Origin of the sequence: Actinomadura sp. NPDC023710, assembly GCF_040639875.1 — a bacterium.
GTDB lineage: Bacteria > Actinomycetota > Actinomycetes > Streptosporangiales > Streptosporangiaceae > Spirillospora > Spirillospora citrea.
Map to the genome: position 1 here is coordinate 27816 of NZ_JBFAGB010000032.1, position 22119 is coordinate 49934.

The window sequence follows — 22119 nt, forward strand, 5'->3', positions numbered from 1 at the left end:
TGCCATCACCAGAGCTTTCCGTGGTGCTATCGTCGCCATTCGTTGAGGACGGATCGGTGACGGCGGAGGGTGTCCGGTGGCAGGTGGCGCGGTTCGAGTCGGGGCGGAATCCGTCCTGCCGCGCCGCGCCGCCGTGGGACGTTCCGTACGGCGCCTGCTGGTCCTCGGCGGGCTCCTGATCGCCGGCTGGCTCCTCGGGTGCGCGGCGCAGTCCGCGCACGCCGACGAGCCGCCGCCCGCGCCCGTGGCGGGGGTCGTCGAGAAGACGCCCCTGCTGGGGGACGCGGTCCAGACCGTTAGCGAGCGCCGGCCGGTGCGCGAGGTGCCCGGCGTCGCCGACCCGGTCGAGCTCGTGCACGTGGTGGCGCCGGAGCCGCGTGAAGAGAAGGCCACGCGGAATGTGTCGCCGCCTCGGCCGGATGTTCGGGTCGAGCCGGCGGCGGAGCGGGAGCCCAGGCGGGTCGTGACCGAGGTCGCGGCCGCGCCTGAGACGCACCGCCGCCCGCCGCCCGCTGTTTCCAGCCTTTCCCGGACGCGACCGAGTGCCGGCCATGGGGCCCGCCATGTCGTCGTCCAGCACCACCCCGCGCCGATGCCGGCGCCTGAGAAGCCGGGCACGCATTCGGCGACCGGCGGCTTCGCCATGACCGGTGTCGCCGCCGGGTTCCCGGCGGCCGGGACGTGGGTCCCCGCACCTCGTCGGGCATCACTGCGCCATGTCTTCGGTGCGGTGCCGCCGGCCGTCCGCACCGCCGCGGACGAGCCCTCCTTCGCGCCCGACTAGTTCCTGACCACAGTCTCCGGACGCGTGCCCCGTGCGGCTCGGGCGCGCCGATCCGGTCTCCCGCCGTGCCCTCATGCGCGGCCTTCCCCCGAGACACACGTGTCTCTTCTCCACCAACTCTCCCCTAGGAGCATCATGCGAACGTGGGCAAAAGGCACCTCGCGTGCCGTGCTGACCGCGGGCTTCGTCGCCCTCGGCGTCAGTGCCATCCCCGTCAACGCCTTCGCCGACGTCACGACCGGCAACGGCGGAGTCCTGAGCGGCAACCAGGTGAACGCGCCGATCTCCGCCCCCGTCGACGTGAGCGGCAACGGCGTCTCGCTGGTCGGCGGCAGCAAGGCGAAGTCCCGCGGCGGCGCCAAGGTCGACCAGGGCGGCAGCGGCAGCGGCCAGCGGACGTCCGGCAAGCGCGGCGTCGTGTCCGGGAACCAGGTCAACGCCCCCATCTCCCTGCCGGTGAACGCCTGCGGCAACGCCGTGGCCGTCGTCGGCGGGGCGAAGGCCGGCTGCGAGGGCGGCGCCAAGGTCAAGGGCAGCGGCAAGGGCGGCCAGACCACGGACGGGACGGACGGCGTCCTCGCGGGCAACCAGGTCAAGGCTCCGATCTCCGCGCCCGTCAACGCGTGCGGCAACGCGGTCGCCGTCGTCGGCGGGGCGCTCGCGGGCTGCGAAGGGGGCTCGAAGGTCAAGAGCGGCGGGAACACCGGATCGAGGCAGAAGACGTCCGGCGTCCGCGGCGTCGGCAGCGGCAACCAGGCCGATGTGCCGATCAGCGTGCCCGTGGACGTCTGCGGCAACGCGATCGGCAACGCGGTGGCGGCCTGCGAGGGCGGCGCCTCCGTGCGCAACGGCGGCCACCGGACGGGGCGGCAGACCACGTCCGGCGCGCGCGGGATCCTCTCGGGGAACCAGGGCAACGCCCCGATCAGCATCCCGGTGACGGCCTGCGGCAACGCCGCGGCGCTCGTCGGGGAGGCCGGTGCGCTCTGCGAGGGCGGCGCGCACGTGCGCAGCGGCTCCGGGGGCGACCAGCAGACCTCCGGGGTGCGCGGCATCCTCTCCGGGAACCAGGGCAACGCCCCGATCTCCATCCCCGCCGAGGTCTGCGGCAACGCGGCGGCCGTCGTCGGCGATGCGGCGGCGAAGTGCAACGGCCAGTCGCTCGTCAAGGGTTCGCACGGCTCCGGCGCCAAGACCTCCGGCGCCCAGGGCACCGGCTCCGGGAACCAGGCGAACGCGCCGGTCCAGGTCCCCGCGGAAGTGTGCGGCAACGCCGCCGCCGTGGTCGGCCGGGCCGCCGGCGTGTGCGACGAGCCGGGCAACGGCGGGTACGAGCCCTACTCCCGGACGGCCGGCACCGGCCCGCGCCCCGGTTCGAAGATCGACCCGCCCGCGGTCGGCGGCCTTGACGGCGTGCCCGTCCTGAACGGCGGGGCCGGTCTGGTCGGCGGCCTTCCGGCGCAGGGCGGGACCGCGGGGCGCACCCAGCGCACCGCGCTCGACGGTGACAGCGCACCGGCGGCCGTCTCCCTCCTGGACACGCAGGCCCTGCCGGGCGGCGCCGGCCTCCCCAGGGTGAACGGCCGTAGCGCGGCGACCGGCGCGCCGGTCGCGAACGGCCTCCCCGAGTTGGGGAACCCGCAGGCGCTGGGCACCGCCGCCTCGAAGCTGGGCCTGGTCGGTCTGGCCAAGGGAACCGTGCTCCAGGGCGAGCAGGCCCCGAGCGCGGTGTCGAGGTCGAAGGACCTTCCGAGCACGGGCCTGCCGAAGGTGGGCGTTCTTCCGGATGTGAACGGTGTGACGCGGGTGCTTCCCGGGACGAAGGTGCTTCCCCAGGCCCAGGGCCTGGCCGGGAAGAGCGCGCCGGTGAGGGCCGGAGCCCAGCGCGTCCGGCCGGCCGAGGGGGCGCCGGGCGCGCTCGCGCTGCCCGCGACGCCGGTCGACCTGCACGGCGTGGCCACCGCCAAGATCGCGGACGTGCCGGGCGGGATCGGCCGGATCGCCCCGGTCGCGTCCACGAAGACGATCACGCCGGGGACCAGGGCGGGCGCGACGCTGCTGGCGGCGGTCTCGGGGCTGCTGGCCGCCGCGGCCGGAACCCTGGTGCTGACCCGGCGGATCCGGGTGGGCCGCCGCTAGATCCACCAGACCGCGGGTGAGCCGGCCTCGGGCCGGTATGCGGAGGACCTTCGCCCGTCCCGGAGGCGCGGACCGGGGCGGGCGAAGCCGTGTCCACGGGCGGGTGAAGGCATGTTCACGGGCGGGTGTGGCCGTGCCTGCGGCGGACACAGTAACGTCACGTCAGGGAATCCGTACGCAGTGCTACGCTCCGGACAGGCCGCTGGGAACGGTCAGAACGTACGGACGGCGCGGATGACCTTGCGGCGCAGTTGAATACGACGGCGGCCGTCCGGGTACAGGCGCAAGCGATCGAGTTCCCACCCGCCGTGCTCCGCGTGCTCGGTCATGATCTGCCGGGCGGTGTCACGGGTGGTACCGCGCGGCAGTGACAGGACGAGGTAGGTGTACTCCGCCATCGCGACCATTATTACTTGGTCTACCGGCCGTGCGGCACCGTACCGTGGCCTCCCGGTCCGCGCGGTGCGCGGCGGCATGTCATCCTGTCGGGGGCGCGCGGCGGTGAGAATCCCGCCCCTCCGCGGGGGCGGCACGATGATCGCGAGGCGGTCGCGAGAAGGCGCGGGCACAAACACGCCGTCATGCGACGTTGTACGAAGCCGGTAGGAAGAGCCTGATTCAGAGAACCCGAGACAGCGAGGTTGGAGCGACTGTGCCAGCCAAGAACGGCACCGCGAGCAGTGGCCGGGGCAACGGCGCGGGGACGCGCCTGGTGATCGTCGAGTCGCCCGCGAAGGCGAAGACGATCGCCGGTTACCTGGGCCGCGGCTATATCGTGGAGTCCAGTATCGGCCATATCCGGGACCTGCCCGGAAGCGCCTCGGAGGTGCCGGCCAAGTACAAGGGCGAGCCGTGGGCGAAGCTCGGCGTGAACGTCGAGCACGGGTTCGAGCCGCTCTACGTGGTCAACTCCGACAAGCGCCAGCAGGTCCAGAAGCTAAAGAAGCTGCTCGCCGAGGCCGACGAGCTCTTCCTCGCGACGGACGAGGACCGGGAGGGCGAGGCGATCGCCTGGCACCTCCAGGACGTCCTGAAGCCGAAGGTCCCCGTGCACCGGATGGTCTTCAACGAGATCACCAAGGACGCGATCCAGCGCGCCGCCGCGAACCCGCGCCAGCTGAACATGCGCCTGGTGGACGCGCAGGAGACGCGCCGCATCCTGGACCGCCTCTACGGGTACGAGGTCAGCCCCGTCCTGTGGAAGAAGGTCATGCCGAAGCTGTCGGCGGGCCGCGTGCAGTCGGTGGCGACGCGGCTGGTCGTCGAGCGGGAGCGGGAGCGGATCGCGTTCGTCCCCGCCCACTACTGGGACATCGCGGCCCAGTTCGACACCGGCAAGGACGAGGAGCCGACGGCCTTCAAGGCCGGGCTCGTCTCGGTGGACGGCAGGCGCGTCGCGCAGGGCCGCGACTTCGGTTCCGACGGCGCCCTGAAGACGCGGGACGCGCTGCACCTGGACGAGGCCGCGGCGACGGCCCTCGCCGAGCGGCTCCGCGGCCGCCCGTACGAGGTCAAGTCGGTCGAGCCCAAGCCGTACACGCGCCGTCCGTACCCCCCGTTCCGCACGACGACCCTCCAGCAGGAGGCCAGCCGCAAGCTGAACTACTCCGCGAAGTACACGATGTCGGTCGCGCAGAAGCTGTACGAGAACGGCTTCATCACCTACATGCGAACCGACTCGATCACGCTCTCGGAGACGGCGATCACGGCGGCGCGGCGGCAGGCGGCTTCGCTGTTCGGCGGCGAGTACGTCCCGGACAAGCCGCGCGTCTACACGTCCAAGGTGAAGAACGCGCAGGAGGCGCACGAGGCGATCCGCCCGGCGGGCGACTCCTTCCGCACGCCCGCGGAGACGGGCCTGTCCGGCGACCAGTTCCGCCTGTACGAGCTGATCTGGAAGCGGACGATCGCGTCCCAGATGAAGGACGCCGTCGGCCAGTCGGTGTCGATCCGGGTCACCGGGGTGTCGACGCAGAACGAGCGGGCCGAATTCGGCGCGACCGGCAAGACCATCACGTTCCACGGTTTCCTCAAGGCCTACGTGGAGAGCGCCGACGACCCGTCCACGGACCGGGACGACCAGGAGCGGCGGCTGCCGAACCTGGCCGAGGGCGACCCGCTGACCGCGAGCGCGGTGGACGCCGAAGGCCACTCGACCCGCCCGCCGGCCCGCTACACCGAGGCCAGCCTGGTCAAGGAGCTGGAGGAGCGGGAGATCGGGCGGCCGTCGACCTACGCCTCGATCATCGGGACGATCCTGGCGCGCGAGTACGTGTTCAAGAAGGGCACGGCGCTCGTCCCGTCGTTCCTGGCGTTCGCCGTGGTGAACCTGCTGGAGCAGCACTTCGGCAACCTGGTCGACTACGACTTCACCGCCCACATGGAGGACGGTCTCGACGAGATCGCCCGCGGTGAGGCCGAGCGCGTCCGCTGGCTGACCCGGTTCTACTTCGGCGACTCCGGCGAGGAGGGCCTGAAGGAGCTGGTCGGCGACATCGGCGACATCGACGCCAAGGGGATCAGCTCGTTCCCGATCAAGGGCACCGACATCATGGTGCGGGTCGGCCGGTACGGGCCGTACCTCGACCGGGACGGCGAGCGCGTCAACATCCCCGAGGACATCGCGCCGGACGAGCTGACCGCCGACAAGGCCGAGGAGCTGTTCGCGCAGCCGTCGGGCGACCGGGAGCTCGGTGCCGACCCCGAGACCGGCCACACGGTCGTCGCCAAGTCGGGGCGGTTCGGTCCCTACGTCACCGAGATCCTGCCTGAGCCGGCGCCGCCGGCCGACGGCAAGAAGCGGACGAAGAAGGCCGACGCCCCCAAGCCGCGCACGTCGTCGCTGTTCAAGTCGATGTCGCTCGACACGATCACGCTCGACGACGCGCTGAAGCTGCTGTCGCTGCCGCGCACGCTGGGCGAGCTGGACGGCGAGCCGGTGACCGCGCAGAACGGCCGGTTCGGCCCGTACATCAAGAGGGGCTCCGACAGCCGGTCGCTCGGCTCGGAGGACGAGCTGTTCACGGTCACGCTGGACCGGGCGAAGGAGCTGCTGGCGCAGCCCAAGCAGCGCGGCCGCCGCGCCGCGGCCGCGGCGCCGCTGCGCGAGCTGGGCAAGGACCCGGCGAGCGGGGAGCCGGTGGTGGTCAAGGAGGGCCGGTTCGGCCCGTACGTCACCGACGGCGAGACGAACGCCAGCCTGCGCAAGGGCGACGAGATCGAGTCGATCACGATCCAGCGCGCCGCGGAACTGCTCGCGGAGCGACGGGAGAAGGTCGCCGCGGGCGGCGGGAAGAAGAAGACGGCGCCGCGCCGTCGAACCTCCGCAAAGTCCGGTTCATAGGGACATCTACGCCGATACCCTGACCGACATGACCAGAACGGGCGCACCTCGGCCGCACCCCGCAGCGCCATCGCCGCCGGGCGTTTCGTCGCTTTCGTCGATCGGGCCGTTCCGGCGGCTCCGGATCGCGCTGTCGCTGTCCAGCGCAGGCCAGTGGGTCGGCGTGCCCGCGCTGACCGCCATGGCCGCGATGCTGACGCGCGGCGACGGCGCCGCGGCGCAGGCGCAGGCGATCGGAGGCGTACTGGCGCTGATGCTGCTGCCCGCGGTGGTGCTCCCGCCGGTCGCCGGGCTGCTCGCCGCCCGCGTCGACCGCCGGCTGATGCTGATCATCGCGGACGCGCTGCGGCTGGTGGTCGTGGTGACGGTGCCGCTCGTGCACGCGCTGCCGTGGACGTTCGCCGCCGCGTTCCTCGTCTCGTGCCTGAGCCTCTTGTGGATTCCGGCGGCGCGCGCGTCCCTGCCCGCGCTGGTCCCGGACGAGGAGCTGCGGCCCGCCGCCCGCCGTGCCGCGACGCGCGTGCTCTACGGCCCGGCGCCCGCCGCCGCGCTGCTGTTCGCCGTCCTCGCGCTCGTCGCGAACGGGACGCTCGGCGCGGGTTCCCGCGCCGACCTCGCCGTGTACGTGACGGCGGGCCTGTTCCTCGTCTCCGCCGCCCTCGTGGCGATGGCCGGCGAGATCCCGGCGACCGAGCCGGTCGCGGCCGTGTCGCCGCTGAAAATGATCTTCCAGGGCCCGGGGTCGGCCGCCGCGCGCGGTCTCGGTCTCGCCATCGCGGCGGCGTCCGTCACGGCGGGCGCGGTCGTGGCCGTGGCCCGCGCCCACGCCGGCGCGCTGGGCGGCGGGGACGCCGGGTACGGCTCCGTCCTGACCGCGCTCACGGTGGGGCTCGGTTTCGGGCTGTTCCTCGGGCCGCGCGTGCTCGTCCCGTTCAGCCGCCGCCGTCTCCTCGGCCTCGCGGTGATCGCGGCCGCGCTCGCGCTGGTCGTGCTCGCCCTCGTCCAGAACCTCGTCGTCGTGGTGTTCGCGACGGCGTCCCTCGGCGTCTTCGCCGGGGCCGCGTGGTCGACCGCGAAGGCGGCGGTGCACGACCCCGAGGCGCCGGAGGACGCCCGCCCGGCGGCGTACCTGCGGTCGGTCGCGCTCATCACGGTGCTGCTCGCGTTCGCCGCCGTCCCGCTGATCGCGGCGGCGGCCGGTTCCCACCGCCTCGACCTCGGCGGCGGCGTCTACGACGCCCACGGGACCGGCGTCGCCCTGCTGGTCGCGGCCGTCCTGGCCCTGCTGGCCGGGCTGTTCGCGTACCGGCGGCTGGACGACCGGCGCGGCATCCCGCTCGTCCCCGACCTGCGCGCCGCCCTGCACGGCGAGATCTACACGCCGTCGGAGCAGGCCGCCGCGGCGCCGCAGCCCGTCCGCCGCAACCGCGGCGTGTTCATCGCGTTCGAGGGCGGCGAGGGCGCGGGCAAGACGACGCAGGCGCGGCTCGCCGCGATCTGGCTCCGCGACCACGGCTACGACGTGGTGACCACGCACGAGCCGGGCGCCACCAAGATCGGGATGCGGCTGCGCGCGATGCTGCTGGACCGCGACACCACCGGCCTGTCCGACCGCGCCGAGACCCTGCTGTACGCCGCCGACCGCGCCGACCACGTCGCCAACGTGATCAAGCCCGCGGTGGACCGCGGCGTGATCGTGGTCAGCGACCGCTACGTCGACTCGTCCCTGGCCTACCAGGGCTTCGGGCGGCAGCTGCCGGTGGAGGACATCGCCCGTGTCAACGCCTGGGCGACCGGCGGGCTCGTCCCGGACCTGACCGTCCTGCTGGAGATCCCGCCGCAGGCGGGCCTGCGGCGGCTGTCGGCCCCCGCCGACCGCATGGAGTCGGAGTCGCAGGAGTTCCACGAGCGGGTCCGCGAGGGCTTCCACGCCCTCGCCGAGGCCGCCCCGGACCGCTACCTGATCCTGGACGCGAGCCGGCCGCAGGGGGAGCTGAGCAGGGAGATCCAGTACCGCATCCGGGAGATCCTGCCCGACCCCGTCCCGCTCGGCACCGAGGACGCCACGAGCACGTTCCCGGTCATCACCGACTTCTGAGCCCGCTAGCCTCTGTTCCATGAGCGTGTGGGACGACCTGGTGGGGCAGGAGACCGTCATCGCGCAGCTGTCCTCGGCGGCTGGGCGGACGGGCGGGCTCGCGCACGCGTGGCTGTTCACCGGGCCGCCCGGGTCCGGGCGCGTGGCCGCGGCGCGGGCGTTCGCCGCCGCGTTGCAGTGCACGGAGACGCCGCGCGGGTGCGGGCACTGCGCGTCCTGCCACCAGGTGCTCCAGGGGACGCACGCGGACGTCGAGGTCGTCCGCCCGCAGGGGCTGTCGTTCGGCATCAGGGACGCCCGCGCGCTGGTGCTGCGGGCCTCGTCCTCGCCGAGCGGGAGCGGGCGGCAGATCGTGCTGTTCGAGGACGCCGACCGGGCCACCGAGGGCGCCGCGAACGCGCTGCTGAAGGCGATCGAGGAGCCGCCGCCGCGGACGGTGTGGCTGCTGTGCACGCCGTCGCCGGAGGACCTGCTCGTCACGATCAGGTCGCGCTGCCGGCTGGTGACCCTGCAGACGCCCCCGATCGAGGCGATCGCCGACTTCCTCGTCCAGCGCGACGGCGTCGAGCGCGAGACCGCCGAGGTGGTGGCGCGGGCGGCGCAGGGGCACATCAGCCGGGCGCGCCGGCTCGCCTCGGATCCGCGGATGCGGCGGGTGCGCGAGCAGGTGGTGGCGGTGCCGCGCCGGCTGACCGGGGTGAGCGCGGCGGTCGCGGCGGCGGAGACGCTCGTGAGCGCGGCGAAGGCGGAGCGGGACGCGCAGACCGCCGAACTGAACGACGGGGAGACCTCCGCCCTGCGCAAGGCGCTCGGCGAGAGCGAGAAGGGGCGGATGCCGCGCGGGACGGCGGGCGCCCTCAAGGAGCTGGAGGACCGGCAGAAGTCGCGGGCGACGCGGATCCTGCGCGACGCCCTGGACCGGACGCTGCTCGACCTCGCGTCCTACTACCGGGACGTGCTGACGCTGCAACTGGGGGCGGGCAGCGAGCTGGTCAACATCGAGCTCGGCCCCGAGCTGCGCTCGGCCGCGGGGGACGGGCGCCCGGAGGACACCCTCCGGCGCCTCGATGCGATCATGGACTGCAGGGAGCGGTTGGCGGCGAACGTCAACCCGCAGCTGGCGTTCGAGGCGCTGACTTTGGCGTTGCGGCACGGGTGATACGGATGGGGCTTACACAATTTGTCCCCATTCGTTACATTTCCGTACGCGACTCTCCATGAGCGCTCCCGTAACGTTCGCTGGCTGATTGACCGAAATCCGGTTGGTCACCCCCCACAGCCAGGAGGTCTGCCTTGCGGCGAGCCTTGATTTCCGCCGCGTGCGCCGTCACCACCGTGACGGCGCTCGCGTTCCCAGCATCCGCAGCTCCGGCCCCGGCACAGGCGAAGGGCGAGGTCTCGGAGTACGTCGTCCTCTACAAGGAGGGCGCGTCCCTCGGGCAGGCCCACCGGGCCGTTTCGGCGGCCGGCGGCAAGGTCGTGCACGAGAACCGCGACGTGGGCGTCGCGACCGTCACGTCCGAGAACCCGGAGTTCATCCACGCCGTGATGAACCAGCGGGCGCTGGACGGCGTCGCGCACAACCGGATCATCGGCGAGGCGCCCAAGGCCAAGAAGCAGGCCCCGAAGGTCGAGAAGCTGACCGGGGCCGTCCACGGCGCCAAGAACCAGGCCGTCCCCGCGGGCAAGCCGTCCAAGGACACCGAGCCCCTGGCGGAGCTGCAGTGGGACATGAAGCAGATGCACGCCACGGCGGACGGCTCCTACAAGAAGGAGCCGGGTGACCGGCGCGTGCTGGTCGGCGTCCTCGACACCGGTGTGGACGGCGACCACCCGGACATCGCGTCGAACTTCAACCGCAAGCTCAGCCGCAACTTCACCCACGACATCCCGACCGACGCCAACGGCAACGAGGTCGACGGGCCCTGCGAGTTCACGTCGTGCGTCGACCCCAACGACTGGGACGACAACGACCACGGCACGCACGTCGCGTCCACGATCGCCTCGCCCCGCAACGGCCTCGGCATGGCGGGCGTCGCGCCGAACGTGTCGATCGTGAACCTGCGCGTCGGCCAGGACTCCGGCTACTTCTTCCTCCAGCCGACCGTCGACGGCCTGACCTACGCGGCCAAGCACGGCATCGACGTCGTCAACATGTCGTACTACATCGACCCGTGGCTCTGGAACTGCGGCAACAACCCCGCGGACAGCCCCGAGGACCAGCTGGAGCAGCGCACGATCATCAAGGCGGCGCAGCGCGCCCTGGACTTCGCGCACAAGCGCGGCGTCACGCTGATCTCCGCGGCCGGCAACGACCTCGTCGACTACACCAAGACGAACGTGGACGACAGCAGCCCCGACTTCCCGTCCACCCCGGGCGAGGAGCCGCACGACCGCACGATCCCGGCGAGCTGCGTCTCGATGCCGTCCGAGGGCGAGAACGTCATCCCGATCTCGGCCACCGGCCCGAGCGGCCGCAAGTCGTACTACAGCAGCTTCGGCAACGGCTATGTCGCGGTGGCGGCGCCCGGCGGCGACAAGGTCGACAACGCCGACCAGCGTCCGGACGACAAGGGCGGCATCTGGGCGGCCTACCCCGAGCGGCTCGCCAAGGAGCGCGGCGAGCTGAACGCCGACGGCACGCCGAAGGTGCCGTACATCATCCGCAGCTGCAAGGGCGACAAGTGCGCCTACTACCAGTCGCTGCAGGGCACCTCGATGGCGTCCCCGCACGCGGTCGGCGTCGCGGCGCTCATCGTCAGCAAGTACGGGCACCGGGACCGCAGCGGCGGCCTGACCCTGGACCCGCGTCTCGTCGAGCGGGTGCTGCGCGGCACCGCGACCCCCAAGGACTGCCCGAGCCCGCGGACGGTCGAGTACGTCTGGTACACCCAGTCGAACGGCCAGTGGGTGAAGCACACCTCCACCCAGACCTGTGAAGGCTCGAAGGGCCAGAACGGGTTCTTCGGCAGCGGCATCGTGGACGCGCTGAACGCCGTCTCGCGCTGACCCCGCCTGGACCACCCCAGGACGCGACCCCCGGCTCCGGCCGGGGGTCGCGTTCTTTCCCGGGTCCTGCGGTTTCGGACCCCTCGGGCATGATGGGTGGATGCCGTACCGAGTCACCTTCGTCTGCACGGGCAACATCTGCCGCTCCCCGATGGCCGAATGGATCCTGCGCCACCACGTCGAGAAGGAGGGCCTGGACGTCGAGGTGGACAGTTCGGGCACCGGCGGGTGGCACGTCGGCGACGGCGCCGACGAGCGGACCGTCGCGGCGCTGGAGCGCGCCGGCTACCGTTCGGCGCACATCGCGCGGCAGTTCGATGCCGGCTGGTTCGACCAGTACGACATGGTCATCGCGCTGGACGAGAGCCACCTGCGGGCGCTGCGCTCGATGGCACCGAACTGGCAGGCGCGCGGGAACATCCGCCTGCTGCGCGAGTTCGACCCGGACGCGGGCGGCCACCTCGACGTCCCCGACCCCTACTACGGCGGCCGCGACGACTTCGACCTCGTTCTGTGGCAGGTGGAGGCGGCGATTCCCGGCCTGCTGAAGGAGATCCGCTCGGTGCTCGATGACCGCTGAGCGGGTGCGGCTGGAGAGGCTGCTCGGAAGCGGCGTCGAGAAGGTCCACGACCTCGGTTCCAGCCATTCCTGGACGTTGCACAGGGCTTCCCTGGCTGACGGCCGCGAGGTGTTCGTGAAGGCCGCGCAGGACCAGGCCGGCGTGTTCGCGGCGGAGGCGGCCGGGCTGCGCTGGCTGGGGGAGGCGGGCCCCGGGACGCCCGTCCCCGAGGTGGTCGCGGCGGACGACCACATGCTCGTCCTGCCGTGGCTGCACTCGGCTCCACCGTCCCGCGAGGCGGCCGAACGTCTCGGGCGGGAACTGGCCGCCCTGCACACCGGTAACCGCCCTGACGCCTACGGCGCGCCCTGGGACGGCTTCATCGCCGACCTTCCCTTGGACAACACGCTGGACGACCGCGCCTGGCCCGTCTGGTACGCCGAACGCCGTATCGAACCGTTCCTCCGCCTCGGGGCCAGGCATCTGTCGTCCGGCGACGTCCGCCTGGTGGAGCGCGTGGCGGCCGACATCGAGACGCTCGCCGGCCCGCCGGAGCCGCCGTCCCGCATCCACGGCGACCTGTGGTCGGGGAACGTCGTGTGGACGGGCGAGCGGGCGCTGCTCCTCGACCCGGCCGCGCACGGCGGGCACCGCGAGACCGACCTCGCCATGATGGCGCTGTTCGGGACGCCGCACCTCGACACCGTGCTCGGCGCCTACGATGAGGCCGCGCCCCTGGCGGACGGATGGCGTTCCCGCGTCCCGTTGCACCAGCTGCACCCGCTGCTCGTCCACGTGGCGCTGTTCGGCGGGTCGTACCGGGCGTCTCTGGTCGAGGCGGCCCGTGCTTCCCTCGGCTGAGGCGGCTCACGACTTGGTAACTCTGCGTTCATGGGTTTTTGTCGCGATCCAGATGCGGTAGAAACGACGGGCGATCCGCAGGAAAGGTTAGGTAGACACCCCCATGGACGACGGCAGGCGCGAGGACCCGGGTACCCGGCTTGGCTCGTGGAAGGGTCTCGTCCCTCTCGGCGTGGCCGCGACCGCCGCGCTGCTCATCGGAGGGGGCGTGGACATGGTGCACCGCCACCAGCGCGCCGCCGACAAGGAGCACGCGGCCAAGCCCGCCGCCAAGGCCGAGAAGACCGAACCGTCGTTCGTCGTCGGCGTCACCGAGAAGGGCGCCTCCCTCCTCGTCCGAAACGTGCGCACCGGGGCGAACGTGGGGCTGCCCATCGCCGCCCCGCAGGGCCGCCGCTTCCACCGCGTCGCCGCGCTGAAGGACGGCTCGTACGTCGTCGCCACTTCCGGCGCCCGTGACGTCACCTTCCAGCGCCTGCGCCTGGACGACGGACGTCCCAAGGACCTCAAGCCCATCCCGAAGGCCACCGTCCCCGGTGCCTCCACCGTATGGTCGGACCTCGCCGCGACCCCGGACGGCGCACAGCTCGCCTACGTCACCTACAAGGGCGCGAGCGCCCGCGTGGACGTCGTCACGCCGGAGACCGGTGTCCACAAGGTGTGGGCGACCAAGCTGCGCGCCCGCGTCGGAAGCCTCTCCTGGTCCGGCACCACGCTGTCCTTCGTCTGGAGCCCGGTCGGCTCGGCGAGGCACCAGGTCCGCACGCTCGACACCAACGGCGCCGCGGGCGATCTCAAGACCAGCAAGGCCGTCATGCCCCTGCCCAAGGGCAGCTCCAACGCCGTCATGACCCGGGACGGCACCTCCCTTATCGCGGCCATAGCGAAGAACTCCGAACTGACCCTCCAGACCTTCACGCTGCAGGGGAGCCCCACCAAGACCCTGTGGACCCAGAAGGTGAAGGGCGCACCCACGGCCCTCGACCTGGCCCACACCGGTCACGGCGTCATCGCGACCGCCGGCGACCTGTACGCGCAGGGCGTTCCGAGCGTCCCGGCAGGGGATCTCGCCGACGCCGCCTGGTGAGACCTAGAGTGGGTCGCACAAATCCGGGCGAACGGAGCGAAACGTGGGCATGATGATGGCCGTCAGCTTCACCCGTTACGGCCGCTTGTTCTACCTTGATCCGGGCCCGCACAGCCCCAAGGTCGGCGACAAGGTCCTCGTCCCCACCGACTCCGGCCCCGAGGTCGCCGAGTGCGTGTGGGCCCCGCAGTGGGTCTCCGAGGACGTCGACGGCCTCCCCGAATGCGCCGGCCCCGCCACCGACGAGCACCTCGCCCGCGACGAGGCCAACCGCCGCCGCCGCGCCGAGGGCCGCCTCATCGCCAAGCGCCTCATCCGCAAGCACGACCTCCCGATGAAGGTCATCGGCGTCGACTACCTCGACGCCGACAACATCTTCAAGATCTACTTCACCGCCCCGCACCGCGTCGACTTCCGCGCCCTCGTCCGCGACCTGGCCCGCGGCATCAAGGCCCGCGTCGAACTGCGCCAGGTCGGCCCCCGCGACGAGGCCCGCCTCCAGGGCGGCATCGGCCCCTGCGGCCGCGACCTGTGCTGCGCCACCTTCCTCAAGGACTTCGAACCCGTCTCCGTCCGCATGGCGAAGGAACAGGACCTCCCGGTCAACCCCCTCCGCATCGCCGGCGCCTGCGGCCGCCTGATGTGCTGCCTCAAGTACGAGCACCCCCTCTACGCGGAGTTCAAGGAGAAGGCGCCGCGCCTGGGGTCTCGGGTCAGCACCCCGGAGGGCGAAGGCCAGGTCATCGGCTACAACGTCCCCGGCGACCGCGTCACGGTGAAGGTGGGCTCCCGCCGCTGCTCGTGCCCCTCCGCCTCGGTCTGCTCCCCCCGCCAACAACACGACGCCCACTACTCCCCCTCGGACAACAGCGAGCCCAGCTAAGAGTTGCGGGGGCTGCCCCTCTTCCAGCGGGAGCGACCGCACATTCGCAGGGCCGATGAGGCGACTTACTCGGAACTCGTTGTGTCGAGGGCCGAGGGCGAGCGGGTTGATGTTGGCTGCGAACGTCGAACCTGGCGTGATGTGTGGAGTTGGGACTGCAGAGCATCCGGTCTTCCTAAGATCACGGTCCGATGGCTCATTGATCTGACGGGAGCGGCGCGTGACCCGGACGCGTGTTCTGCTGGGCTTGGTCGCTGTGGCGACAGGGGCCGCTCTGGCCGCTGGGGGATCAGATGCGCTCCGGAGAGGGGGCGAAGTATTTGCGCTGACTGCCCCCTTCCTGCTGTTGGCGGCCGGAGCGATAATCCTGCTGAAATCGGTCTTACCGCGAGAACAGACGATGGTGGGACCTGCGTTCTTGTTCGTAGCCGGCCTGACGTGGCTGGCCGTGACCCGGGATTGGTTCGACTCGGTAACGATGCGACCGTTCGCGTCCGCAGTGCTTGTTGCGGGAGGAGTGGCTCTGGCCATGAGTAGTGGGCGGCGTGACCTGGATGTCGATACGGGCGTAAGGCGCTGCATGGCCGTCGTCATGCCACGTGTATCTCGCTTTGCCCAGGCACCACGGAAGCTGGTCGTTCGTGCCTTGGCGGGGGATGTGGTCATCGATCTGAGCGAGGCCCGGTTGCCTCGCCAACAGGAGATGGAGATCGATCTAGCCTTGCTGTACGGCTACGTTAGGATCCTCATCCCAGATGACTGGGCCGTCGTGCGCGGGAGACTTGAGACCGCCCGGCGGATCCGGCTGGACGGGACGCTCGACCCGCCCTATGTCTACAGTCCTCCACCGGCTTCCGATGTGGACGGGCCAGGTTGGCATAGCGGGCGCGGCGGCGTGGTACTGAACATCTCCGGCATCGGCGGATCGGTCGTCCTTCGCCGGACGGCCCGCGAATAATGTCAGCCGGCCGGCGGGTCGCCGGGGTGGACGAAGAACTCCTGTCCCAATCCGGATTCGGCGAGTGACTGACGCTCCTTGAGGAAGGCGGTGAGGCGCTTGTTCAGCTTCAATTCGCCCTCGGGGGTCTCGGGAAGGGCCAAGTGCAGGGCCTTTGGAATGTCGAAGCGATGGAGGTCGAACGCGGTGGCCAGCAGGACAGCGTGCTCGGCCGACGCGCGGACGGCTCCGCGGTAGGAGACGACTGCGAACATCAAGGTCACCAAGGGTACGAGCCGCCATAGGTCAGGCCGCAGTATCAGCGGTAGGGAGACTGCTGTGGCTGAGGCAAAAGCCACGCAGAGTGTCGCGGTGGCAGCGATCAGATCGAGTTGGCGACTGATGTCTGCGCGTAAGAGCGCGGAGACTGACGGGTACATCCTCGGATAGACGGCCATGGCGTCGAGACCGTAAGGCCGCCCGGCAGCCTCCTCCCCCTGGCGGAGCACGTTACCCAGGAGGGTCGGCATCAGAAGGTCATCAGCTTCGGGATACCGGTCGAGAACCCTGTCGGCGCGAGCGCTGAGCCGTCGCCTCCGCTGCTCCCGCTGTGCGCCCACAGCGGCGGCTCGCAAGGACCGCGGTGCCTCCGCCTCCTCTTCGTCCAGGTGGTCCTGCTGGATTGAGGCCGTGTGCCTGGCCCGTCGATGCCGCTCGACTGCAAGCGCGTACAGATACTGCAGGGGCCGCGGGTTCACGTAGCCCTCCAGCATCTGTACCAGCGCAACCTGAAATGGACGCAGAAGGATGCCGATCAGGAAGAGCGTGAAGACGAAGACGATGGTCACCGCAGCGGTGTCGTTCTTACTGGGAAGGACGTCGTGAAGGTTGATTCTTCTATCGAAGTCGAAGGCGTGCGAGCGATACACCACGGCCACGAAGCTTGCGAGTAGCGTGCCTGGCAGAATGTTGACGAGGGTGAATCGCGCGCCTCCCAGCGCGTCGGCCCCGGATTTGGCGATATCAGTCAGAGCGGCCACGAGTTCGTCTCCCCGGTCACGAGTCGTCGTCCTCCCGCTTCATCTTGCTGTTGCACTCCTTGCACCGCGGCCCACCCGGCATTCTCGGCTTGGACTTGAACCGCCGCCGCTTGCCACAGCCGGGGCTCTGGCAGATGTACACGTACGAGCTCGGAGTCGGATTGCCGTAGGACCCTCGATGGTCGGACGGCCGCGTGGCGACCGTGACCACGAGCACAAGGAAGATCCCGATCGCCGGGCTGCGGTGGCGACGAGTATCCATGGGGCCTCCAAGGGAGACGCCAGAATTATCTCCTCGGTGCCAACGGCACGTCAGCCGTAGCAGGGCAGCCGATTGTGGCCAGCAGGTCACGGCGGAAGGGGCTTAAAGGCGGCGATGACCTCGGTGATGCGCGGCCCATCGATGACCTGCGGTGCGAGCACCCCCTCTACGCGGAGTTCAAGGAGAAGGCGCCGCGCCTGGGGTCTCGGGTCAGCACCCCGGAGGGCGAAGGCCAGGTCATCGGCTACAACGTCCCCGGCGACCGCGTCACGGTGAAGGTGGGCTCCCGCCGCTGCTCCAGGACCATGCCTGACCGGCCGCCTTCAAACGGACGGCCCGCACAAGGATGTGGCCCTCCCGAAACGCGGAAGGGCCACCCGTGCTTGAGGGACACCGTTCGTGTGGCGTCCCCGGATTCAGATCACTTCGACTTCCATGTGCCTTGCCAGGAAACGCGGCCTGGCACTCGGACGTGTCCGCGAGATGCCTTCCAGCCCCCCGATCATCGAGTTCCAGTTGACGCGGAACACGGTGCCAGGGGCCGTGTGAGGGCGCCGCTGACGCGCCAGGTGAACCGCGTTGCGCTCCACCTGCCGCATGCTGTTCCCCGTGATGTCGTTGAGCGTGAGTCGTACCGGCGTGCCGGTTCGCTCGCCGACCCGCGGGGACGTGGGCACGATTGCCAGGACGTACACGGATTCCGCCCAGAAGCGGTCCGTGGTGCCCAGGCGTTCGGGCGGGTTGTTCTCCAGGCCCCTGGTGGCCCACCCCCAAGGGTGGTCGAAACCGACCTGGAGCACGGCGTCGGGGCCGAAGCACTGACGCGCGAGGTGAAGCGCGTCGCGCTTCACCTGCCGCATGCTGTTCCCCGTGAGGTCCTTGAGCGTGAGGCGCACCGGCGTGCCCGTTCGCGTCTTGACCTGCGGGGACGCGGGCACGATCGCCCGGACGGACACGGATGTCGTCCAGTAGCGGTCCGTGGTGCCCAGGTGCTCGGGCGGGTCGCTCTCCAGACCATTCGTGAAAACGATCTGGAACGCGGTTTCAGGCCCGAAGCACTGTCGTGCCAGATGCGCCGCCTTGCGCTCCAATTGCCGCATGCTGTTCCCCGTGAGGTCGTTGAGCATGAGCTCGACCGGCGTGCCGGTTCGCTCGTCGACCTGGGGGGACATGGGAAAGGACGCTCGGACGTACACCGTCTCCGTGCCACCCAGGGTTTCGGACCAGTTGTTGCCCGCGACCAGGAGCACGGCGTCGGGGCCGAAGAACTGACGTGCCAGGTGAAGCGCCTTGCGCTCCACCTCCTCTTCGCCGATGCCCTTGACGTCCTTGAGCCTGAGCCATTCGGCGACAGTGCCGGGGTGCAGGATGGTGGTCATGGATCTCTCCTGACAATTCATGACGACCCGGGGGCCGTCGATCTGCTTTGTGGAGGTACTGCCGATGACCGTCCAGCAGATCCACCAACACGCACGAGAGTCGACAACTCGCCCGTTGGCCGTTCCATCTGACGGATGAACGGTCGCGGCCGGTGTCCGTCTCAGACGGACACCGGCCGCGGTATGGGCCTGGCTCGGGTTCCCGGGTCTCGGTGCGCCTCAGGGGGTGGAGAGGATGGCGCCCTTCTCGTCGTTCATTCCTGCGACGAGGATGCGTGTGCCGCCTGGCAGGCGGGTGATGGCGCGGGCCTCGAAGGAGCCGAAGCCGGATGCCCGGATCCTGGTTCTGGTCCAGGTGCCGGTGGCGGTTCGGTGGGCGAGGGCCGACTCGGTGGCGTTGACGTCGGTGGAGCCGATGAGCCAGATGTCGCCGCCCGCGTCGATGATCGGGGCGCCGATCGGGCTGAGCCGTCCCGTCTTCTCCATGAGGCTTTCGGAGGTCCAGCGGCGTCCCCCGGCGTCGCCGTGCAGGAGCAGGGACGACAGGCGAAGGTCGTCCGGGCCCAGCGGTTCGGTGCGGGTGCCGTCCATCTTGCCGGACGGGATGCCGCCGGCGCTCTCGGCCGTGATCCAGACGCCGGCGTCCGTGGCGGTGATCGTGCCGAGCCGGTACGTCGTGTCCTCGAATCCGCTTCTCTTCTCGGCCAGCAGGACGTCGTCCAGCAGGACGGGCCTCCAACCGCTGCCGTCCTGGTGGTACAGCCTGTTGTCGAAGGTGAGCGCCCAGACGTCCAGGGCGGAGTGGGCGCTGGTGCGGGCGATCCGGAAAGGCAGGCCGGCCTCCGACCATCCGTTCGCCGAACGGGTCCAGGTCGCTCCGGCGGCGCGCGGCCCGGTGCCGTAGACCCGGACGTCCCGCGGGGAGAACACCTCCATCGCCGTCACCATGAAACTCGGAAGGCGGCGGTCGATCGTCCAGCGCTCGCCGTTCCAGTGAAGGACGGTCGAGTTCCGCCCGCCGAGGGTCACCGCCCAGACGTCGGACGCCGAGGACGCCCCCGCCGCCTTGACCGCGCCGATCCGTCCGCCCGGAAGTCCGACCTTGTTCCAGGCGCGGCCGTTCCAGTGCCTGGCCGTCGGCCGCCACGCCGTGTGCTCCGAGCCGCGCCCGCCGAACGCCCACACGTTGTCCGGGCCCACCGCGACGATCTGGGGATCGACCCGCAGCGACGCGTCCGCGACCTCCACCCGCCACCGGGCGCCCCCGGCCTCCGTCCTCCAGGACGTCGGCTCTGCGGCCTGGACCCCGCACCCCGCGAGGGCGAGCAGGGCCACGGCGCTGGTTTTCGGCAAACGAATTCTCATGCGCCCTCCATTCCGAAACGGTCGCCCCATCCTGGGCGATGGAAGAACGCGGGGGATGAGCACCCGTACCTAGATGGCGCGACCTTCCGTACTCATCGCCGACCAGCGCCTTCGCGGGCTTCGTCGTGATGTTGCTATACGGTCGCGGGCAACCTTGGCACCTTCCTCCCCTTGCCGACGCCCCCGGGTTTTCGCACCATTCCGGCAAGCCGCCATTTCCCCGCAGGAGGTATTCCGTGAGACTGCGCGTCGCGACCTTGCTCGCGGGCATCGTCGCCGTCCTGGCCGCCGTCAGCCCCGGCGCGTCCGCTTCACCGAGCGACGTCCGTCCCGTCGCGGCGCCGGGCGCGGAAGGGGGCCAGGCGATCTACGGGGCCGGGGGCGTTCGCTGCACTCTCGGGTTCAACGTGCGGCAGAACGGCACGTACTTCTTCCTCACCGCGGGCGGGTGCGCTCAGGTCGGCATGGCGCTGTACGCCGACCCGGGGCTGACCGTCCGGCTCGGGACGGTCGTCTCGGTCACGAACCTCGCCGTGGCGCTCGTCCGGTACGTGGAGCCTTCCGTGGAGCGGCCCGGCAGCGTCCACCTCTACCCCGGGTCCCAGGACATCACGACGGCGGGACGGCCGGTCGTCGGCCAGCGCGTCTGCCGCAGCGGGCCCACCACGGGCGTGCGCTGCGGCAGCGTGACGGCCATCAACGTGACCGTGAACTTCCCTGAGGGGACGATCACCGGGCTCGCCAGGACGACCGTGTGCACGGAGCCCGGGGACAGTCCCGGGGCTCCGTACTTCTCGGGCGGCACCGCGGTCGGGCTGGGGATCGGCGGAGTCGGGGACTGCGCCAGCGGCGGGTCGTCCTTCTTCCAGCCGATCTCTCCGGTGCTCAGCGTCTTCGGCGTCAGCGTGTACTAGCGCCTGGGGAGGAACTGGGCGAGTGCCGCGGTGACGCCGCAGAAGGCCATGACCGGGAACAGCGACACCCGGAAGGCGTCGGCGACCTCGCCCGACGCGCCGTAGAAGACGATCCCGACGAGCGCGACGCCGAGGGCGTTGCCGACCTGCTGGGCGGTGGACAGGACGCCGGCGGCCGAGGCGGCGTGCCGGTCGGTCACGCCGGACAGGACGAGCGCCGACAGCGGCGCCAGGACGAGCCCCATGCCCGCCCCGACGAGGACCAGGCCGGGGATGAGCCAGCCGATGGCGTGCCCGATCGCGTCGAGCAGGAGGAGGCAGCCGGCCGCCTGCACCGCGGCGCCCAGAGCGAGGATCTGCCGTCCCAGGCGGGCGGCGACGGCCGTGGCGCGGGTGGACGCGGCGAAGTAGCCGGCGCCCAGGGCGACGAAGAGCAGGCCCGACTCCAGGGCGCTGAGACCGCGTCCCTGCTGGAGGTACAGGGCGAGGTACAGGAAGAAGGACGCCATCGCCAGGGTGTAGACGAGCGCCAGGCCGCTGCCGACGCGGAACGCGGGCTCGCGGAAGAGAGCGGGTGCGACGAGCGGGGCGCTGCCGCGGCGCTGGGAGAGGGCGAACCCGGCGAGCAGGACGGCCGACGCGGCGAGCGACGCCCACGTCCAGGCGGGCCAGCCCAGGCGGCGCCCCTCGATCAGGGGCAGGACGAGCGCGATGAGGCCGAGGGTGACCAGGACGGTTCCCGTGACGTCCAGGCGGGTTCCGGTGGTGCGCGGCTGGGACGGGACGGTGCGGCGGACCAGCGCCAGCGTGACGATCCCGACCGGGACGTTGATCAGGAAGATGCTGCGCCAGCCGGTGCCGAACAGATCCGCCTGGATCAGCGCACCCCCTATGAGCTGCCCGAACACGCCGCCCAAACCGAGTGCGAGGCCGTAGGCGGTGAACGCCTTGGCGCGCGCCTCCCCGGTGAACACGCCGTTGATGATCCCGAGAACCTGCGGCATCAGGAGCGCGGCCGCGATCCCCTGCACCACTCTGGCGCCGATCAGCGTGCCGGGGGACGGGGCGAGCCCGCACGCGAGCGAGGCGGCGGTGAACACGGCGAGACCGAGCGCGTACATCCGGCGGCGTCCGGCCAGGTCGCCGAGGCGGCCGCCGGTGATCAACCCGCTGCCGAGCGCCAGCCCGAACCCGGCGACGACCCACTGGATCGCGGTCGCGCCGGCGCGCAGATCGGACTGGATGTCGGGGATCGCCACGTTCACGATGAAGAAGTCGAGCGTGGTGATGAAGACGCCGGTGAGCAGGACGAGCAGGGCGCCGATGGACGCGGTGGGCGAGGGCGCGGCCTCGCGCGGGGGCCGTCCCGCCACTGGGGTCGCCGTGTGCGACATGGTTCTCCTCAAGTCGTCGTTATCCGCACCCAGACGATCTCGCTGGGGAGGTCGTGAAGGCGAT

Annotated in this window: 18 protein-coding genes; 12 read left to right on the forward strand and 6 right to left on the reverse strand. The window is 71.1% G+C overall.

The window, feature by feature from the left end:
• Positions 1–76: 76 nt before the first annotated feature.
• Positions 77–784, forward strand: coding sequence for a hypothetical protein (locus AB0H37_RS31465; RefSeq protein ID WP_360616612.1), 708 nt, complete (start codon positions 77–79; stop codon positions 782–784).
• Positions 785–919: 135 nt separating this feature from the next.
• The gene (locus AB0H37_RS31470; protein ID WP_360616613.1) at positions 920–2923 is read left to right on the forward strand and encodes a chaplin; all 2004 of its coding nucleotides are present in this window, start codon (positions 920–922) and stop codon (positions 2921–2923) included.
• A gap of 212 nt (positions 2924–3135) precedes the next feature.
• On the opposite strand, the gene AB0H37_RS31475 is transcribed toward AB0H37_RS31470, so the two are convergent.
• Positions 3136–3321 (reverse strand): DUF5703 family protein, encoded by a 186-nt coding sequence (locus AB0H37_RS31475; protein WP_141580137.1) that lies wholly within the window; start codon positions 3319–3321, stop codon positions 3136–3138.
• 254 nt (positions 3322–3575) lie between these two features.
• Between AB0H37_RS31475 and topA the strand changes: the two genes are divergently transcribed.
• The 9 genes from topA (at position 3576) to AB0H37_RS31520 (ending at position 15722) form a co-directional block, all read left to right on the forward strand.
• Positions 3576–6266: a type I DNA topoisomerase gene (gene topA, locus AB0H37_RS31480; RefSeq protein ID WP_179837901.1), complete on the forward strand. Its 2691-nt coding sequence runs from the start codon at positions 3576–3578 to the stop codon at positions 6264–6266.
• A 28-nt stretch (positions 6267–6294) separates the two neighbouring features.
• Entirely contained in the window at positions 6295–8364 is a 2070-nt protein-coding gene (tmk, locus tag AB0H37_RS31485) for a dTMP kinase (protein WP_360616614.1), read from the forward strand.
• Between the two features lie 19 nt (positions 8365–8383).
• On the forward strand, positions 8384–9523 hold the full coding sequence (locus AB0H37_RS31490) for a DNA polymerase III subunit delta' (protein WP_329098161.1): 1140 nt from the start codon (positions 8384–8386) through the stop codon (positions 9521–9523).
• Positions 9524–9657: 134 nt separating this feature from the next.
• Positions 9658–11373 (forward strand): S8 family serine peptidase, encoded by a 1716-nt coding sequence (locus AB0H37_RS31495; protein ID WP_360616615.1) that lies wholly within the window; start codon positions 9658–9660, stop codon positions 11371–11373.
• Positions 11374–11473: 100 nt separating this feature from the next.
• Entirely contained in the window at positions 11474–11953 is a 480-nt protein-coding gene (locus AB0H37_RS31500) for a low molecular weight protein-tyrosine-phosphatase (protein WP_329098166.1), read from the forward strand.
• Entirely contained in the window at positions 11943–12794 is an 852-nt protein-coding gene (locus AB0H37_RS31505; RefSeq protein WP_360616616.1) for a fructosamine kinase family protein, read from the forward strand. Before AB0H37_RS31500 ends, AB0H37_RS31505 begins: the two co-directional genes overlap by 11 nt.
• A 103-nt stretch (positions 12795–12897) precedes the next feature.
• Positions 12898–13881, forward strand: coding sequence for a hypothetical protein (locus AB0H37_RS31510; protein WP_360616617.1), 984 nt, complete (start codon positions 12898–12900; stop codon positions 13879–13881).
• 49 nt (positions 13882–13930) lie between these two features.
• Positions 13931–14764: a regulatory iron-sulfur-containing complex subunit RicT gene (ricT, locus tag AB0H37_RS31515; RefSeq protein WP_360616654.1), complete on the forward strand. Its 834-nt coding sequence runs from the start codon at positions 13931–13933 to the stop codon at positions 14762–14764.
• Positions 14765–14984: 220 nt separating this feature from the next.
• Complete coding sequence (locus tag AB0H37_RS31520; RefSeq protein ID WP_360616618.1) at positions 14985–15722, forward strand: hypothetical protein; 738 nt, start codon at positions 14985–14987, stop codon at positions 15720–15722.
• A gap of 2 nt (positions 15723–15724) precedes the next feature.
• Here AB0H37_RS31520 and AB0H37_RS31525 read toward each other — a convergent pair whose 3' ends face one another.
• The 4 genes from AB0H37_RS31525 to AB0H37_RS31540 all read right to left on the reverse strand — a co-directional run bounded on the left by AB0H37_RS31525 (position 15725) and on the right by AB0H37_RS31540 (position 19747).
• Positions 15725–16741, reverse strand: a complete 1017-nt coding sequence (locus AB0H37_RS31525; RefSeq protein WP_360616619.1) for a hypothetical protein — start codon at positions 16739–16741, stop codon at positions 15725–15727.
• 16 nt (positions 16742–16757) lie between these two features.
• The gene (locus AB0H37_RS31530) at positions 16758–17003 is read right to left on the reverse strand and encodes a hypothetical protein (protein WP_360616620.1); all 246 of its coding nucleotides are present in this window, start codon (positions 17001–17003) and stop codon (positions 16758–16760) included.
• A 416-nt stretch (positions 17004–17419) separates the two neighbouring features.
• Entirely contained in the window at positions 17420–18382 is a 963-nt protein-coding gene (locus tag AB0H37_RS31535) for a hypothetical protein (RefSeq protein WP_360616621.1), read from the reverse strand.
• A 219-nt stretch (positions 18383–18601) separates the two neighbouring features.
• Positions 18602–19747: a hypothetical protein gene (locus AB0H37_RS31540; protein ID WP_360616622.1), complete on the reverse strand. Its 1146-nt coding sequence runs from the start codon at positions 19745–19747 to the stop codon at positions 18602–18604.
• 236 nt (positions 19748–19983) lie between these two features.
• Between AB0H37_RS31540 and AB0H37_RS31545 the strand changes: the two genes are divergently transcribed.
• Positions 19984–20661: a S1 family peptidase gene (locus tag AB0H37_RS31545; RefSeq protein WP_179837889.1), complete on the forward strand. Its 678-nt coding sequence runs from the start codon at positions 19984–19986 to the stop codon at positions 20659–20661.
• On the opposite strand, the gene AB0H37_RS31550 is transcribed toward AB0H37_RS31545, so the two are convergent.
• On the reverse strand, positions 20658–22055 hold the full coding sequence (locus AB0H37_RS31550; RefSeq protein WP_360616623.1) for an MFS transporter: 1398 nt from the start codon (positions 22053–22055) through the stop codon (positions 20658–20660). The two genes, AB0H37_RS31545 and AB0H37_RS31550, sit on opposite strands and share 4 nt — an antisense overlap.
• Positions 22056–22119: the final 64 nt, after the last annotated feature.